16 protein-coding genes and 1 pseudogene are annotated in these 15,102 nt (G+C 73.9%); 7 read left to right on the top strand and 10 right to left on the bottom strand.

Features of this window, described 5'->3' with window-relative positions:
* Positions 1-351: 351 nt before the first annotated feature.
* Together ACGFS9_RS11095 and ACGFS9_RS11090 are read left to right on the top strand one after the other, a co-directional pair.
* Entirely contained in the window at positions 352-1,092 is a 741-nt protein-coding gene (locus ACGFS9_RS11095) for a CBS domain-containing protein (RefSeq protein WP_393252227.1), read from the top strand.
* Positions 1,089-1,691 (top strand): hypothetical protein, encoded by a 603-nt coding sequence (locus ACGFS9_RS11090; RefSeq protein WP_393252225.1) that lies wholly within the window; start codon positions 1,089-1,091, stop codon positions 1,689-1,691. Before ACGFS9_RS11095 ends, ACGFS9_RS11090 begins: the two co-directional genes overlap by 4 nt.
* A 264-nt stretch (positions 1,692-1,955) precedes the next feature.
* On the opposite strand, the gene ACGFS9_RS11085 is transcribed toward ACGFS9_RS11090, so the two are convergent.
* On the bottom strand, positions 1,956-2,606 hold the full coding sequence (locus tag ACGFS9_RS11085; RefSeq protein WP_393252224.1) for a CBS domain-containing protein: 651 nt from the start codon (positions 2,604-2,606) through the stop codon (positions 1,956-1,958).
* A gap of 230 nt (positions 2,607-2,836) precedes the next feature.
* On the opposite strand from ACGFS9_RS11085, the gene ACGFS9_RS11080 reads away from it, so the two are divergent.
* On the top strand, positions 2,837-3,700 hold the full coding sequence (locus ACGFS9_RS11080; protein ID WP_393252223.1) for a universal stress protein: 864 nt from the start codon (positions 2,837-2,839) through the stop codon (positions 3,698-3,700).
* Positions 3,701-3,832: 132 nt separating this feature from the next.
* Here ACGFS9_RS11080 and ACGFS9_RS11075 read toward each other — a convergent pair whose 3' ends face one another.
* The 5 genes and pseudogenes from ACGFS9_RS11075 to ACGFS9_RS11055 form a co-directional block, all read right to left on the bottom strand.
* Positions 3,833-5,080 (bottom strand): RICIN domain-containing protein, encoded by a 1,248-nt coding sequence (locus tag ACGFS9_RS11075; protein WP_393252222.1) that lies wholly within the window; start codon positions 5,078-5,080, stop codon positions 3,833-3,835.
* Between the two features lie 139 nt (positions 5,081-5,219).
* Positions 5,220-5,675, bottom strand: a complete 456-nt coding sequence (locus tag ACGFS9_RS11070; RefSeq protein ID WP_393252618.1) for a VanZ family protein — start codon at positions 5,673-5,675, stop codon at positions 5,220-5,222.
* 437 nt (positions 5,676-6,112) lie between these two features.
* Positions 6,113-6,382 carry a GlsB/YeaQ/YmgE family stress response membrane protein gene (locus ACGFS9_RS11065; protein WP_393252220.1) on the bottom strand — a complete coding sequence of 90 codons (270 nt, stop codon included), beginning with the start codon at positions 6,380-6,382 and terminating at the stop codon, positions 6,113-6,115.
* 415 nt (positions 6,383-6,797) lie between these two features.
* Positions 6,798-7,229, bottom strand: a pseudogene (locus tag ACGFS9_RS11060) (alpha/beta fold hydrolase); the annotation flags it as partial.
* A gap of 6 nt (positions 7,230-7,235) precedes the next feature.
* The gene (locus tag ACGFS9_RS11055; RefSeq protein ID WP_393252218.1) at positions 7,236-7,886 is read right to left on the bottom strand and encodes a DUF4230 domain-containing protein; all 651 of its coding nucleotides are present in this window, start codon (positions 7,884-7,886) and stop codon (positions 7,236-7,238) included.
* Between the two features lie 305 nt (positions 7,887-8,191).
* On the opposite strand from ACGFS9_RS11055, the gene ACGFS9_RS11050 reads away from it, so the two are divergent.
* Positions 8,192-9,145 carry a ribose-phosphate diphosphokinase gene (locus tag ACGFS9_RS11050; RefSeq protein WP_393252216.1) on the top strand — a complete coding sequence of 318 codons (954 nt, stop codon included), beginning with the start codon at positions 8,192-8,194 and terminating at the stop codon, positions 9,143-9,145.
* A 132-nt stretch (positions 9,146-9,277) separates the two neighbouring features.
* Here the strand turns inward: ACGFS9_RS11050 and ACGFS9_RS11045 are convergent, their stop codons facing one another.
* Complete coding sequence (locus tag ACGFS9_RS11045; protein WP_393252214.1) at positions 9,278-10,228, bottom strand: NADP-dependent oxidoreductase; 951 nt, start codon at positions 10,226-10,228, stop codon at positions 9,278-9,280.
* Positions 10,229-10,543: 315 nt separating this feature from the next.
* On the opposite strand from ACGFS9_RS11045, the gene ACGFS9_RS11040 reads away from it, so the two are divergent.
* Positions 10,544-11,428 (top strand): GlxA family transcriptional regulator, encoded by an 885-nt coding sequence (locus ACGFS9_RS11040; protein ID WP_393252616.1) that lies wholly within the window; start codon positions 10,544-10,546, stop codon positions 11,426-11,428.
* A 245-nt stretch (positions 11,429-11,673) separates the two neighbouring features.
* On the opposite strand, the gene ACGFS9_RS11035 is transcribed toward ACGFS9_RS11040, so the two are convergent.
* Positions 11,674-12,228, bottom strand: a complete 555-nt coding sequence (locus ACGFS9_RS11035; protein WP_393252212.1) for a TetR/AcrR family transcriptional regulator — start codon at positions 12,226-12,228, stop codon at positions 11,674-11,676.
* The gene (locus ACGFS9_RS11030) at positions 12,225-12,587 is read right to left on the bottom strand and encodes a DUF1304 domain-containing protein (protein WP_393252615.1); all 363 of its coding nucleotides are present in this window, start codon (positions 12,585-12,587) and stop codon (positions 12,225-12,227) included. Before ACGFS9_RS11030 ends, ACGFS9_RS11035 begins: the two co-directional genes overlap by 4 nt.
* Positions 12,588-13,097: 510 nt before the next feature.
* Here ACGFS9_RS11030 and ACGFS9_RS11025 point away from each other — a divergent pair.
* Positions 13,098-13,490 (top strand): VOC family protein, encoded by a 393-nt coding sequence (locus ACGFS9_RS11025; protein WP_393252211.1) that lies wholly within the window; start codon positions 13,098-13,100, stop codon positions 13,488-13,490.
* 74 nt (positions 13,491-13,564) lie between these two features.
* Here the strand turns inward: ACGFS9_RS11025 and ACGFS9_RS11020 are convergent, their stop codons facing one another.
* Positions 13,565-13,873 carry a DUF4235 domain-containing protein gene (locus ACGFS9_RS11020; RefSeq protein ID WP_393252210.1) on the bottom strand — a complete coding sequence of 103 codons (309 nt, stop codon included), beginning with the start codon at positions 13,871-13,873 and terminating at the stop codon, positions 13,565-13,567.
* 234 nt (positions 13,874-14,107) lie between these two features.
* On the opposite strand from ACGFS9_RS11020, the gene ACGFS9_RS11015 reads away from it, so the two are divergent.
* The gene (locus tag ACGFS9_RS11015) at positions 14,108-15,082 is read left to right on the top strand and encodes a cation diffusion facilitator family transporter (RefSeq protein WP_393252614.1); all 975 of its coding nucleotides are present in this window, start codon (positions 14,108-14,110) and stop codon (positions 15,080-15,082) included.
* Positions 15,083-15,102: the final 20 nt, after the last annotated feature.

The raw sequence follows: 15,102 nt of genomic DNA, 5'->3' as shown, positions 1-15,102 counted from the left end.
TGTCGGCCCGGGGTGCGTTGCGAACGTCGTCCCCCGGTCGGCCCGGAGGGCGGGCCCCGCGGCGTCGGGTGCGCGCCCTCTGCGTGCCCGGGCGGAAGCCCTCGTACGGGATGTGCGTGGGTTGCCGGCCGGTGAGGCGAGCGTGTGGGAGGGGCGCCGCGCGGCAGACGGGACGTCCGCAGCACGCCGCGGTCCCGCCGGGCGGGCCGCCCGCGGCCTTCCGTGCCGCGCGCCCGCGCGGGGCGGGGCCGACAGGGCCCTGTTTCGGGCCCGCTCGGCTCATGACGGGCGCGCCGCGACCGCGCAGTCTGGGGGTGTCCCGTACCGGCAGCCGAGCCTGGGGAGGACGCCATGAGCGGCACTCCGACCGTCGTGAACGATGTGATGACCCGGCGGGTCGTCGCCCTGCGTACCGGTGCGGCCTTCAAGGAGATCGTCAGAACCATGCGGGCGTGGCAGGTCGGCGCGCTCCCGGTGCTGGACGCCTCCGGAGGGGTCCTGGGCATCGTCTCCGAGGCCGACCTGCTGGCCAAGGAGGCCTACGGGGAGGGCGACATCGGCCGGTACGGGCAGGCCCGCCGCTCGGCGGACCTGCGCACGGCGGAGGCCGTGACGGCGGGGGACCTGATGAGCAGCCCCGCCCTCACCGTGCCGAGCGGAACGTCGCTGGCCCACGCCGCCCGCGTCATGGCCCGCAACCGGGTCAAGCGACTGCCCGTGGTCGCCGACGACGGCGCCCTCCTGGGCATCGTCAGCCGCTCCGACCTGCTGAAGGTGTTCCTGCGGGCGGACGACGACATCGCCGCCGACGTGCGCCGCGAGGCCGTCCTGCGCCTCTTCGGCGCCCATGCCGGCACCGTCTCGGTGTCGGTGCGCGAGGGAGTCGTCCGGCTCGGCGGCCGGGTCGACGAACCCGCGCTGATCCCGCTCGCCGTGCGCCTGGCGCGCTCGGTGCCGGGTGTGGTGAACGTGGAGTGCGCCCTCACCGGCCCGCCCCGGCGACCGGACCTCGATCCCGATCTGCCGGACGCCGGCGACGACGCCCGGAACGCTCCCGAACCGCCGGCGGGCCGCGGGGGGCGGGGACGATGACCCCGGCTGCCGCCCGGCCACCGACGCGGGTCCGGCTGTGGCGGTGGCGGCGCAATCCGCTCCGGCGCCGTACCGATGTCGTCGAGGCGTGGACCGTCGCCGTCACCTGGATACTCGCGATCCTCGTCGGCGGCCTGGCGGGGGTCTGGGCGGGGCAGAGCGTCGAGACGGGGCTGTCCGCGCGCACGGCCCGGCTGCACGCCGTGTCCGCCGTCGTCACGGACGGCTCGGCCGCCGCCGCGGATTCCGGGGGGAGCCTGGGCACCCGGCGGGTCCGGGCCCCGGTCCGCTGGACCGACGCACGGGGCGAGGTCCACCCGGCCGCGGCGCAGGTCGTCGCGGGCACGGCCGCCGGATCGCGCGTCACCGTCTGGACGGACCCGGCGGACCGGGTGGTGCCGACGCCGGTGACCGGTGACAAGGCGATGCTCCAGGCCGTCCTGACCGGCGTCCTGGTCTGCGCGGCGGCCGCCGGCGCGGCCGGCGCGGCGGGCTGGGCGGTCCGGGCCCGGCTCATGAGGCGGCGCATGGCCGACTGGGACGAGGAGTGGAAGCGCGTCGGACCCCAGTGGGGCAACCTCAGCGGGGGCCGCGGGTGACCGGGTGCGTGACCGGTGCGGCGACACGGGACCCGTGACGGAACCGCGCGCCGGACCACGACTCCTCCGGTCGGCCGCGACTCCTCCCGAGGGCCGCTCGTCCGGCCGGACGTCCGCTCCCGGCCGGACGTCCGCACGCTCGAACCGTCCCCTCCGGCCTCCGCCCGGGAGCAGGCCTCCGCCCGGGAGCAGGCGGGGGGAGTCCCGCCGCGATGATCCCGCGGCGCGCCGGCGTGTTCCAGGACGGGGCGCCGCCCCGGGGGATCAGGCGGCGGTCGCGGTGATCCGGCAGTCCACGTCGACGACGCCCTCGACGCCGCGTGCCAGCCGTGCCGCGAGCGGAATCCAGGCGGCCTGCGGGACGTGTCCGGTGAGCGTCGCGACACCGTCGGCCACGGTGACGTCCACGGCCTCCTCCGGAGCCGGGAACAGCGCCTCCAGGACGTCGTGGCGGATCTCGGCCGCCAGGTCGTCGTCGGGGCGCAGGAACACCGTCAGCAGGTCGGACCTGCTGACCACGCCGTCGAGGAGGCCCTCGGCGTTCACCACGGGCAGCCGCTTGACCTGCCGTCGCGCCATGATGTGCGCCGCCTCCGCGAGGGTCGCGTCGGCGTGCACGGTCACCGCCGGGGTGCTCATCAGCTCCTCGGCGCTCACCGCTCCCGCCCGGGCCAGGTCGGAGAGCCGGCGCCGCTGGGTGTACGGGTCCGGATCGCCGTCCCGGAACTCCTCCTTGGGCAGCAGATCGGCCTCGGACACCAGCCCGACGACCCGCCCGTCGCCCTCCAGCACGGGAAGGGCGCTGACCTGCCAGCGCTGCATGCGTTCGACGATGTCCCGGAACCGGGCCCTCCGGCCGACGGCCACGGCCGCACGGGTCATCACGTCCCTCACGCGGTACGGGGTGCTGTGCATGATCTCCTCCGTTGCGTGTCCGCCCGCTTCCAGTCTGGTCCGTGCCCGGCCGGGAGGGAGCGGGCGAGTGTCCGGGGACGGGGGGGCCGGACGGGGCCGTGCCGGCGGGCCGTCCGGCCCGCCCGCCGCTCCCCGCCGGGCCGTTCGGCCCCGGCGCGGGGACGACCGGCATCTGGGTGCGGCCGGCGGGCGGTGCGACGGTGGAAGCAGGCCGAACCCTTGGAGGGATCATGGTTGCCGTGCACGGACCGATCGTCGTGGGGGCGGACGGGTCCGAGGGTGCCGCCCGTGCGGTGCGCTGGGCCGCCGCCGAAGCCGACTCCAGGTCGGTGCCCCTGCACGTCGTGAACGCGACCGCCCTGGACACCTGGGGCCATCTGCCCTCGGAGCCGGTGGCCCGATCGGTGCTGGACGAGGGGCTGGCCGTGGTGAACGACGCCGTCGCGCAGGCGGAGAAGGAGGCTCCCGGTATCCGTGTCACCGCCCGGGTCAGCCGGGACGCCGCCGCCGAGGCGCTGCTGGACGCCGCGGGCTCCGACGGACTCGTCGTGGTGGGGTCCCGCGGCGCGGGCGGATTCCCGGCGCTCCTGCTGGGCTCCGTGGGACTGCGTGTCGCCGCCTGCGCGCAGGCGCCGGTCGTCGTGGTGCGCGGGGAGAGCGAACCCGCCGCGACGGGCGTCGTGCTGGTCGCCGTCCGCGACGCGCGCGATCTCGACGTGCTGCGGTTCGCCGCGGAGACGGCGAAGCGCCGCCGCGCCGCGCTGCACGTGCTGAGCGTCTACTCCTACCACCAGTACGCCGGGAGCATGGTTCCGGTGCTGGGCGACCTGGCCGAGGTTGCCGAGGAACAGGCGGCGTCCGTCGCCCGCCTCGTGCGACCGGTGTCCGACGCCTTCCCGGACCTCCCGGTGACCACCGAGGCGGCCCGGGCGCACTCGCTGGCCGGCGCCGTCGTCGACGCCACCGCCCGCGCCGACCTGCTCGTGGTCGGCGCGCACCGGCCCGCCCACGCACCCGGCAAGCCTCTGGGGCGCTTCGTCCACGTGGTGCTGCACCACGCCCACTGCCCGGTCGCGGTCGTCCCGATCGCCTGAACGCAGTGATGTCCTTCCGGAACGGCGCGATGTCGTTCCCCGGACGTGCCGGTGTCCCTCGCCCGGATGCGTGTCGCACCGCCCCGGGAAGGGACACCGTTCTCCGTGTGCGCGTGCCGCTCTGCGGCTCCGTCAGCCCACGGTCCACTTCTGGTTGGCCCCGCCGGTGCACGTCCAGATCTGCAGGCGGGTGCCGTTGGCGGAGTTGTTGCCCGTGACGTCGAGGCACTTGTTCGCCGCGGGGTTCACGATGTCGTGCGCCGCGCTGACGGCCCACTTCTGCCCCGGACCTCCGGTGCAGTCCCACAACTGGATCTTCGTGCCGTCCGCCGTCCCGTTGTTCGTGACGTCGAGGCACTTGCCGAGCGCGCGGATCGTGCCGTCGGAGCCGACCGTCCACTGCTGGGCGCCCGTTCCGTTGCAGTCGTAGAGCTGTACGGGCGTCCCGTTGGCCGTGCCGGCCCCCGCGACGTCGACGCACTTGCCGGCGAGGCCCTTGATGGGGGCGCCGGTGCCGCCCGGACCGTTGCTCGTGGTCACCTTCACCTCGTCCACCACGAGTTGCTGCGGGAAGGACGTGGAGCCGTCGGGGTCGCCGGGCCAGTAGCCGCCGACCGCGAGGTTCAGGATCAGGAAGAAGGGCTTGTTGAACACCCAGGTCCTGCCGCCGAGGTCGGCCGGGGTGCGACGCTGGTAGACGGTGCCGTCCACCGACCAGGTGATCGAGTCGGGCGCCCAGTCCACGGCGAAGGTGTGGAAGGCGTCGGCGAAGGCCTGGCCGTTCGGCAGGGTGTAGCCGGCGCCGATCCCGCCGGATCCGGAGTAGCCGGGACCGTGGATCGTGCCGTGCACGGTCGACGGCTCGAAACCGACGTTCTCCATGACGTCGATCTCGCCGGAGTTGGGCCAGCCGACCTGCCCGATGTCACTGCCCAGCATCCAGAACGCGGGCCACATGCCCTGCCCGCGCGGGATCTTCATCCGCGCCTCGACGTGCCCGTACGTCGAGGAGAACTTCCCCGAGGTGTTCAGCCGGGCCGAGGTGTACTGGCATGTTCCGTACCAGCACTGGTAGTTGGAGGGGTTCTCCTTGCGGGCCGTGATCACCAGGTGGCCCTGGCCGTCCAGCGCCGCGTTCTTGTTGCCCGACGTGTAGTACTGGCGTTCGTGGTTGTTGACGTTGTCGCCGGTCTCGATCTGCCACTTGGAGGAGTCGACGGCCGAACCGGCGGCACCGTCGAAGGTGTCCTGGAACGTCACCGCCGCGGCGGCCGCCGCCGGGCCCGCGTGGGCGGGAGCGGCGACGGCCGAGGCGGAGGCGACGAGGGCGGCGGACAGTGCGGCGAAGAGGCATCTGCGCAGCAGGCGCGGGGAGTCCATGACTCTCCCTTCCGTACGGCTCCGCGCGGGGGCGGGAGAGCCGACTGTGGTGGGGGGGTGCACGCTTCGCCTCTTGATTTAAGAAGTGAACTAAGGGGGTGTCAATACTCTGGTCCGTACCATCACGTGGGGTGACGCCTCAGGCGCGCAGACGCTTGCGGGGGTGCACCGCCCGGCCGAGCCGGCGGCCCAGCAGCAGGTAGCCGACGAGCGCGCCGCTCGTGTTGAGGATGACGTCGTCGATGTCGAAGGAGCGTCCGGTGATGAGGGCTCCCTGCACGAGTTCGACCAGCAGCATGACCGCCGCGGTCAGCAGCACCACCCGCAGGATTCCGCGGGTGCGCGGGGCGACCACGGGCAGCAGCACGCCGAAGGGGATGCCCAGCAGGATGTTCCCGCCGATCTGCTTGAAGGCGTCGCGCAGTTCGGGCTGGTCCAGGTAGGCGCGCAGGGAGCGTCCGGGGTGGAGGTTGTTGTGGATCAGGGCCGTGGACGCCGGTGAGGGCTCCAGCGTCAGATGGGCCAGCGCGACCGCGAACGCCACCATCGCGGCGAACCCGACGAGCATGGCGAGCGCGCGCAGCGGCAGCGCCATGGTGTCCCGCTCGGGTGCCGGTTCGGGCGCGCCGCGGCGGAAGAACGAGCGGGAACGCCCGCCGCCGGCCCGGTCGGACGTGGTCGCTGCCTTGCCCCGGGCGGCGGTGGACGATGCCTTCCGGTCCGATCCGGACTTCGCTGCCGGTTTCCGGCGGGCCGCCTTCGCGACCCGTGTGCCCAACGCCGTGCGGACCATGCCGCCCTCCCCTTGCTCAAACTGCCCTCTGGTGCAGCCCACTTACCCCCTGTAGGCCCTTCGATGCGTACGTTCTGAGCCGGTGCGCGGCCCGCCCGGCCACCGGGTCACGCCCTGCCGCACGGGTGTCCCACGGCCTCGTCCGACCTGCTCGAAACGCGCCGTCGCGGGCACGCGAAAAGCTCCGCCCTCCCGCGAACGGAGGGCGGAGCCGCGTGGCCCCGGAAGGGGGGCGTGGGTCAGGCGTGCCGGCGGTTGCCGGTGACGACCCGGTACAGGGCCAGGAGGATCATGGAGCCGACGATGGCGGCTATCCAGGTGGAGAGTTCGAAGAAGCCGTCGACGGAGTCGACGCCGAAGATGACCTTGCCGAGCCAGCCGCCGAGCAGGCCGCCCGCGATACCGATGAGCATCGTGATGATGATGCCGCCCGGGTCCTTGCCGGGCATGAGCGCCTTGGCGATGGCGCCCGCGAGCAGACCGATGATGATCCAGGCGATGATGCCCATGTGTGTGTCTCCTACCTGGTTGTATAAGAACCGTGTGAGGACTATCGGGTGTTCCGTGGAGGCGATTTCAAACCTTCCTCTGGTGGCCGGATGTGCACGGGGCTCTCCGCGGCGCGGCCCGTGGGATGCGCCGCGGCTCGCACCCTCCCGGAAATGGCCCGTGTGCCCGGTATGGGCCCGGGTCGCCCGGGTGCCCGGCGTGATCGTGCGCGGTCGGACCCGGCGTACGCCGCCCGCACGCACCGCGCCTCCCCGCGCTGCCGCGGTTGCGCCGCACCCTCCCGGCACGGTCGATCACACCCGGCCGCCGGAAGCCCCGACCCCGCGGGCAGGACCAGCCGCCTCACGCGGCACCGTGCCGCGGCAACGGGGTGCGACCGCCGCGATACGGGGTGACCGGTCCTGATCGCACCGGTCAACGTGTGGTTGTGGCGTCCCGGTCGGGCCGGGGCGCGCTGCGGGTGGCCAGCAGACCGCGCAGGAGTTCCACGACGAGGTCGGGCCGCCCGATGAACGGAGAGTGCCCTGTCCGCCATGCGCGCACGTCGGTGCAGCGCGCGGCCATGCTCCGCTGGAGAACGGGGTCGACGGCACGGTCCTGCGTGCAGACGACGTAGGTGGAAGAAGTCTCCTTCCAACCGTGGTGCCGGGGGACGCCTCGTCCGCAACCCGGAGCCTGCGCACGCAGCAGGCCGACCGCCCGCGCGGCGGCGGGTTCGGGGCAGTCGCCGTAGAGAGTGTCGACCGACCTGGCGGCGCGGTCCCATCGCCCGTGCGGACGGCGGACGGCGGACGGCGCCGGGAGCGCCTGGTGGCCCCCGGCGCCGTCGGCACCTTCCCGGTCGTCCCGGGCTCACTTGCCGTAGGTGACGGACACCTCCTCGAAGCCCAGCGAACGCAGCAGGCCCTCCAGCATGCTCGTGGTGTTCTTCTCGGCCCGCGCGGTCAGTTCGCTCTTCTTCGCGGCGTCGCCGATGTGCCGGACGGCGAGCTTCTGCACCGCCTGCTCGTCGTTCGGGTTGCCGGAGAAGATGTCGCCGATCCGGTCGAGGAGACCACGCTGCTTGGAGACCGCGTAGGAGTGGTCGGGGTCGAGCGCCGCCTTGCCGAGCACCGCGTGGGGCAGGTGCAGCGTGGCGGACGTCCGGTCGGCGTCGACCTTCACGTCCTCCCGGCCGAGATGCCCGAGGTCGACATAGGCGTCGACCGTTCCGGCCCCCACGTACAGCGTCCGGGTGCCGCGGATCGCGTCGGGCAGGTACTTGGCGTCCTTCTCCAGATCCACGACCACCTGGAAGTTGCCCGAGGCGGCGTCGTAACGGCTCATGTCCTGGATCGACTTGAGGAGCGTGGGCCCGGACCTGTCGTGGCTCTCGGTGCCGAACACGTCGCGCAGGCCCGGCAGTACGGCCAGCCGCAGTCCGGCGAAGAGCACCACGAGCACCAGCACGAGGGCGCAGACCACCTTCGCCCAACCGGGCATGCGCTTGATGGACGTCGTCATGTCGACGGTCCTCCTTTCAACCGTCCGTGTACCCGGCAAGTCCCCTGACAGGCCACCCGGTTGGGGAGGGCGGCGGCCGGTGGGGGAGCCCGCCCGCCTGTATCCGGGCGGGGGCCGCGGGTCCGGTGGCGGTGCGGGCGCGCGGGCGGTGGCGCAGATCCGGCGGCGGCCCGTCCGGACCGCTCTCCCCGGCCGGTATTCCCCCGGTCGTAGGCCCGGGAGGTGCCCAGTAGCATGAGGAACGCACTCCGGGTCGATCATGCCAGCCGGCGACGCGACCCGGTTCGATCATGCGAGGAGCGGTCGTGCGCGACATAGCCGTGTTCAGCGGTAGTGCCCATCCCGAGCTGGCGGCCGAACTCTGCGCCCACCTCGGCGTGCCCCTCAGCCCCACCCGGGTCAGCCGGTTCGCCAACGACTGCCTGGAGGTCCAGCTCCAGGCCAACTGCCGCGAACGGGACGTCTTCCTGGTGCAGCCCCTGGTGTCACCCGTGCAGGAGCATCTGGTCGAGCTGCTCATGATGTGCGACGCGGCCCGCGGCGCCTCAGCCGGCCGGATCACCGTCGTCATGCCGCACTACTCGTATGCACGTTCGGACAAGAAGGACATGCCGCGGATCTCCATGGGCGGGCGGCTCGTCGCCGACCTCCTCGTGGCGGCCGGTGCCGGCCGGGTCCTCGCGGTGACCCTGCACTCCCCGCAGGTGCACGGCTTCTTCTCGGTCCCGGTCGACCACCTGCACGCGCTGCGGGAGCTGGCCGCGCACTTCCGGGGCAACGACCTGTCCCGTACGACGGTCGTCTCGCCGGACCTCGGCAACGCCAAGGAGGCGGCGGCGTTCGCCCGGCTGATCGGGGCGCAGGTGGCCGCGGGGGCCAAGCAGCGCTTCGCCGACGACCGGGTCAGCATCAGCAGTGTCATCGGCGAGATCACCGGCCGTGACGTCATCGTGCTGGACGACGAGATCGCCAAGGGCAGCACCGTCCTGGAACTCCTGGACCGGCTGCGCGAGTTGGAGCCGCGGTCGATCCGGGTCGCCTGTACGCACGGACTGTTCGCCGCCGGAGCGCTCAAGCGGCTCAGCGAGCAGCCCGACGTCCTGGAGATCGTCTGCACGAACACGGTGCCGGTGCCGGTGGAGGAGCACACGGAGAAGCTGAGTGTGCTGTCGGTGGCGCCGGCCCTCGCGGAGGCGGTCCGGCGCATCCACAACGGCGAGTCGGTGAGCGCCCTGTTCGACGCGCCGCGCGGCGCGTAGCCGCCCCCGGCTTCGAGGCCGGGGGCGTGCGGCCGGCCGGGCGGGTCCGCGCGGCACGGCGGTCGAGGGCTGCCGCCGCAGGTGCGGGCCCCGGTCGAACGACGGGGCCCGCACCGGGGGAGCGGCCCGCCGTCAGTCGACGACCAGCACGAGCTTCCCCGTCGTCCGCCCGGTCTCGCCCAGCGCGTGGGCCTTGGCCGCCTCGCCCAGCGGGAAGGTCTGCGCGACCGTCGCCCGCAGCGCTCCCTCCTCGACGAGTCCGGCCACCGCCCGCATCCCCGCCTGGTCGGCGTCGACCAGCATCCGCACGGCCCGCACCCCGAGCCGCTCCGCCTCCTGGTAGAAGTCGTCGGAACCGACGGGGATGATCGAGACGACCACGCCACCGGGGCGCAGCACCCGCAGCGAGCCCAGCCCGGTCTCGCCACCGATCGTGTCCAGCACCACGTCGACGTCGCGCACCGTCTCGGAGACGTCGACGGCGGTGTAGTCGATCGGCTCGTCGACGCCGATGGACCGCAGGAAGTCGTGCTTGCCGGCGCTCGCCGTCCCGATCACGTACGCGCCGCGCGCCTTGGCGATCTGCACGGCCACGTGGCCGACCCCGCCCGCCGCCGCGTGGATCAGCACTCGCTGTCCGGGCCGCACGTCCGCCCGCTCGGTCAGCGCCTGCCACGCGGTGAGGGAGACCAGCGGGAGCGCGGCGGCCTGCGTGTGGTCGATCGAGGAGGGCTTCAGGGTGAAGGCCCGGGCGGGCGCGCTCACGTACTCGGCGTGCGAGCCGTGGCCGAAGGGGTAGGACAGCATGCCGAAGACCTCGTCGCCGGGCCGGAAGGAGGCGACCCCGATCCCGGTCGCCTCGACCACGCCGGAGACGTCCCAGCCGAGGACGAACGGCGGTTCACCGAGGAAACCGCCGTTCGCGCGGTGCTTCCAGTCGGTCGGGTTGACCCCGGCCGCCCGGACCCGGACGAGGATCTCGTTCGGCCGCGGCGCGGGGCGTTCCACGGTCACTTCTTCGAGGACCTCGGGGCCGCCGAGGACGTTCTGGCTGATGGCTCGCATGGTGTTCACAGTGCTCATGGTGAACCAGCCTGCCGGGCCGCGCCCGATCGGGAAATGGCATGATTGCCAACCTTCGATACGATCGTGCCAAGGGTTGCCAGGGGCGACAGGCACCGGGCGGCCCCCGGGGATCGACGGGACCGAGAGGATCGGGCGGAGCGGATGGACCAGGTGGAAGGCGCGGGCCGGACGGCCGTGGAGCGCGGGGCGCGGGTGCGGCCCTGCGGCCCGGCGGCCGGGCCGCGGGAGCGGGTCGGGCAGGCCCGCGCGGCGGGCCGTGTGGAGCGGGTGGTCGTGCTGGCACTCGACGGCGTCTACCCCTTCGAACTGGGCATGCCCAGCCGGATCTTCGGGGCGGCCGAGGGGCGGTACGAGGTGCTGACCTGCACGGTCGACGGAGGTCCCGTCCGCACCGACGCCGACTTCTCCGTCACCGTCGAGCACGGTCCCGAGATCCTCGGCACGGCGGACACGGTGGTCGTCGCGGCGGTCACCCCGGCCAGGGTCACGTCCGCGCTCACCGACGACGTGGCGGCGGCGCTCGCGCACATCCGGCCCGGCACCCGCATCGTCTCCATCTGCACCGGCGCGTTCGTGCTGGCCGCCGCCGGCCTGCTGGACGGCCGGCGGGCGACCACGCACTGGTGCGTCGCGGAGGAGTTCCGGCGCATGTTCCCGCGGGTGCTCCTGGACCCCGACGTCCTGTTCGTCGACGACGGGGAGATCCTCACCTCCGCCGGCGCGGCCTCCGGCATCGACATCTGCCTGCACATCCTGCGCGAGGACCACGGCAGCGAACTCGCCAACCGGGTGGCCCGGCGCTGTGTGGTGCCGCCCCTGCGCGAAGGCGGCCAGGCCCAGTACATCGAGCTGCCCGTACCGGAGTTCTCCACGGCGAGTACGGCGGCGACGCGGGCCTGGGCGCTGGCCCGGCTGGGGGACCCGCTGACCCTCGCCGACCTCGCCGCCCATGCCCGGATGAGCCTGCGGACCTTCGCCCGCCGCTTCAACGACGAGGTGGGGATGAGCCCGGGCCGCTGGCTCATCCAGCAGCGCGTGGCGCGCGCCCGCCACCTGCTGGAGGCCAGCGATCTCCCGGTGGACCAGATCGCCGGCGAGGTCGGCTTCGCCACCGGCGCGTCCCTGCGCCAGCATCTGCACGCGACGATCGGGGTCTCGCCGCAGGCCTACCGGCGGACGTTCCAGGCGGCCCGCTGACCCGACCGGCCCCCGTCCGGCTCCGCGGCGGCCGAGTCCCGCCCCCGCGCGGGCGCCCGGGACCGTCGAACGTCGCCGGTCGCCGGTCGCCCGTCGCCGGTCGCGCGTCGTCGGAACGTCGCCCCTCCCGCCGGAAACCCGGTCTCCCGTCCTCCGGTGTCGCCGGTGCGCGGCCGCGCCGCCCCTCCGGCCCTGCACAGGGAGGCGGCGCGCGGGGCGCGGCCGTGCGGGAGGCCGGAGCCGGCCTACCGGCTCCGGTGCAGGGCGACGAGCAGTTGCCAGACCTGGTCGGCGACGGCGTCCGCGGAGCCCTCCAGCAGACCGTGCAGCCAGTCGGCGAGGACGCCGGCGAAGGTGGCCGCCACCGCGGAGGCCACGAGCGGGGCGTCCGGCGCCCCGGCGAGGGTGCGCTCGGCGAGACTGCGCTCCCGCAGGTCGTGGTGCAGGACGCGTCCCAGCGGGCCGCCGCCGCCCGGGCGGAGCAGCGAGCGGTAGAGGCCGGCGTGCGGGGCGAGTGCAATGAAGAAGGCGTGCAGCGCGGGCGGTGCCGACACCGGGTCGGGGAGTCCGCGCCACGCGTGCAGCGCGTCGACCGCCTCCCGTACGACGCCGGCGCAGGCGTCGACGGCCAGTGCCTCCAGGTCGCGGTAGTGCACGTAGAAGGTCGCCCGGCCCACCCCCGCCCGCCGCACCAGCGCGGCCACCCCGGTCTCCTCCAGCGGACGTTCGGCGCACTCGTCGAGCAGCGCCTGCCGCAGCTTCGCGCGGGTCCGGGCGGCGCGCGGGTCCTCGGGGGTCACCGGGCGGCGAGGACGGCGGCCAGGGCGACGCCGCCGGGCAGGGCCTGGGCGACGAGGATGCGGCGGTTGGCCGTGGCCGCCCCGTACATGCCGGCGACCACGACGCAGCAGAGGAAGAAGATCTGGACGCGGAACCCGGTGGGGTCGGCGGCGACGAGTCCCCACACCAGTCCCGCGGCCAGGAAGCCGTTGTACAGCCCCTGGTTGGCGGCGAGCGGCGCGGTCCGGCGCGCCGTCTCCGCGTCGAACCCGTGCAGGCGGCGGCCCGGCTCGCGCTCCCAGAGGAACATCTCCAGCACCAGGATGTACCCGTGCAGCGCGGCCACCAGGCCGACCAGCACGTTCGAGACCGTCTGCATCGTCGGGTTCCCTCCGAGGGCATGTTTCATGGACAGGTGTCCACTATAACGGGACACCTGTCCAGCACATCACGCGTTCGGCCCTTCCGGCTCCGCCGACGGGCTTGGTCCGGGTGACCGTGGTCGCCTCCGGGACGCGCGGCGGGGCCGCGGCCCGGGTCGGCGGGGTCGCGCGCGGGCCCGTCGCACGAGGCCGGCGTCGTCACGGGGGCGCGACGCGGTGGACGCGCTCGTGATCGGCGCGCGGGGTGAGGGGGCCGCCGAACCGGCGGCGGCCGACGCGCTCGCGGGAACGGCGGCCCACGACACCCGTGAACTCGCCACGCCCCACCGGTACTTCCCCGTCCCGGCCCCGGAGGCTTCGGACCCGGCGCGCCGCGGACGAACCCTCCGGGCGGGATGGTGCACGACGGCGGGCGGCCGACTGAATCGGCCGGACGGGGCAACCCGGGAAGGCAGGGCAGTGGCGGCCGGACGCCGCCCGTCGTCCCGGGAGACTACGGAGGACAGATGGCACTCGTCACGGCAGCGGTCGTCGTGCTGGACTGCGCGGAGCCGGAGAAACTCGCGGCGTTCTACAAGGACCTGCTCGATGGGCGGGAGACGGACGCCGGGGCCAACCGCGTGGAGATCAAGGCCGCCGACGGCCTGCGGATGGCCTTCCGCAGGGACACGAACGTCACCCCGCCGAGCTGGCCGCGCCCGGAGAACTCCTTCCAGGCCCACCTCGACTTCCTCGTCGAGGACCTCGACGAGGCGGAGCGCCGGGTCGTCGGCCTCGGGGGACGCCCGGTGGAGACCAAGGACCTGCCGGGCCCCTACGAGGAACGCGGCTACGCGGACCCGGCGGGGCACTCCTTCACCCTCAGGCGCGCCCCCTCCGACGCGCCGAAGCAGGGCTGACACACGGGCTGACGGCCTGCGCGGGCGGAACCGGTCCCCGTCCCCGGGGACGGGGACCGGTTCCGCCCGCCGGCTCAGTCGCGGCCCCCCGATGTGGCGGCGGCCGGCCACACCCCCGTCGAACGCTCGATGGCCTTCGCGCCCGACCGGTCCACCGCGCTGCGCACGACGGCGAAGATCGCGCCCTGGATGGCGGCGGCGAGCAGCACCTCGCCCCAGCCGCGGTCCCGGTCCAGGGCGTCTGGGGCGTTGTCCTCGTGCCGGATGGCCATCCAGGTCTTCTGGAAGGCGAGCCCGGCCAGGGAGCCTCCGGCCCAGCTCAGCACGAAGCCGACGGGCTTGTAGGCCAGGGACAGCTTCTGCTTCTTCTGCTTCTTGGACACTGGGGCTCCTTCTCGCTCTCCGTGCAGGGCGGCCGTGGCCGGGCCGCCCGGTCCGACGCGGTACGGGTGCCCGCAGTATGCCCACCGATTCCCTCCGCCCGCATGGTTGAGGCGCCTGGGCAGGGGAAACCGGCCGGGGTGACCAGTGAAGACACGAAGGAACAGCCGGACACCGGCGCGGCCGGGCGGGACAAGGGCGAGGGCGAGAGCGACGACAGCAGAACGCGGGTCACCGTGTTCGTGGCACTCGGCGCCAATCTGCTGATCGCCGTGGCCAAGGCGGTCGGTGGCCTGATCGCGGGCTCGCCCGCGCTGCTGTCCGAGGCCGCCCACTCCGTGGCGGACAGCCTGAACGAAGTCTTCCTGCTGGCCGCGCTCCGCCGGAGCAAGCGCCCCGCCGACAACCGCCATCCCTTCGGCTACGGCAAGGAGCGCTTCTTCTGGTCGCTGCTGGCCGCGGTCGGCATCTTCGTCATGGGCGGCTGCTTCTCCTTCTTCCAGGGCTTCGAGGCCCTGCACAACGGAGCCGAGGAGAGCTTCGGCGGCTACATGGCGGGCATCGCCGTCCTGGTCGTCGCCCTGCTGGCCGAGGGAGCCTCCCTGCTGCGGGCCCTCTTCCAGGTGCGCCACCAGGGCGGGACCGCGGGAATGAAGGACCCGGCCCTGCGGACGGTCGTCGCCGAGGACGGCACCGCGGTGCTCGGCGTCACCCTCGCGATCATCGGCATGGTGCTCCACATGGTCACCGGCCAGGTCGTCTGGGAGGCGTCGGCGTCCTTCGCGATCGGCGGACTGCTCGTCTTCGTCGCCTTCTGGCTCGGCCGGGACGCACGGGACCAGCTCATCGGGCGGTCCCTCGACAAGGAGGAGAGCGACCGCATCCGGCACCTGCTGACCGAGCAGCCCGAGATCGACAGCGTCGAGACGCTGCTGACCATGGAGCTGGGTCTGGAATCCACGCTCGTGGCCGCCCGGATCGACCTCGTGCCGGGCCTGGACAGCGAGGAGGTCGAGGACGTCGCCATCCGCATCAAGCGCTCCGTGGCCGACAGCTTCCCGGCCGCCGACCAGATCTTCCTGGACATCACCGACGCGCGAACGGCACGAGCGGCGGCGCGGCGCGGCGAGGCCGGAGTGAGCGACTGGGCCCACGCCGACGACACGGCGGACGAAAGCCCCGCCGCGACGGGGGAGCGCGGCGGGGCCTGACGGCCGGATGCCCGGCGCCC

Source organism: Streptomyces sp. NPDC048566 (genome assembly GCF_043199735.1).
Classification (GTDB): domain Bacteria; phylum Actinomycetota; class Actinomycetes; order Streptomycetales; family Streptomycetaceae; genus Streptomyces.
Note: the sequence above shows the minus strand (reverse complement) of the source record. Positions and strands in the feature narration are given on the sequence as shown.

What these genes read in the sequence shown, in the direction of transcription:
- ACGFS9_RS11075 (WP_393252222.1), bottom strand. Translation starts at nt 5,080, where the DNA reads ATGGACTCCCCGCGCCTGCTGCGCAGATGCCTCTTCGCCGCACTGTCC.
- ACGFS9_RS11090 (WP_393252225.1), top strand. Translation starts at nt 1,089, where the DNA reads ATGACCCCGGCTGCCGCCCGGCCACCGACGCGGGTCCGGCTGTGGCGG.
- ACGFS9_RS11030 (WP_393252615.1), bottom strand. Translation starts at nt 12,587, where the DNA reads ATGCAGACGGTCTCGAACGTGCTGGTCGGCCTGGTGGCCGCGCTGCAC.
- ACGFS9_RS11080 (WP_393252223.1), top strand. Translation starts at nt 2,837, where the DNA reads ATGGTTGCCGTGCACGGACCGATCGTCGTGGGGGCGGACGGGTCCGAG.
- ACGFS9_RS11065 (WP_393252220.1), bottom strand. Translation starts at nt 6,382, where the DNA reads ATGGGCATCATCGCCTGGATCATCATCGGTCTGCTCGCGGGCGCCATC.
- ACGFS9_RS11070 (WP_393252618.1), bottom strand. Translation starts at nt 5,675, where the DNA reads ATGGCGCTGCCGCTGCGCGCGCTCGCCATGCTCGTCGGGTTCGCCGCG.
- ACGFS9_RS11095 (WP_393252227.1), top strand. Translation starts at nt 352, where the DNA reads ATGAGCGGCACTCCGACCGTCGTGAACGATGTGATGACCCGGCGGGTC.
- ACGFS9_RS11085 (WP_393252224.1), bottom strand. Translation starts at nt 2,606, where the DNA reads ATGCACAGCACCCCGTACCGCGTGAGGGACGTGATGACCCGTGCGGCC.
- ACGFS9_RS11055 (WP_393252218.1), bottom strand. Translation starts at nt 7,886, where the DNA reads ATGACGACGTCCATCAAGCGCATGCCCGGTTGGGCGAAGGTGGTCTGC.
- ACGFS9_RS11025 (WP_393252211.1), top strand. Translation starts at nt 13,098, where the DNA reads ATGGCACTCGTCACGGCAGCGGTCGTCGTGCTGGACTGCGCGGAGCCG.
- ACGFS9_RS11040 (WP_393252616.1), top strand. Translation starts at nt 10,544, where the DNA reads ATGCCCAGCCGGATCTTCGGGGCGGCCGAGGGGCGGTACGAGGTGCTG.
- ACGFS9_RS11045 (WP_393252214.1), bottom strand. Translation starts at nt 10,228, where the DNA reads ATGAGCACTGTGAACACCATGCGAGCCATCAGCCAGAACGTCCTCGGC.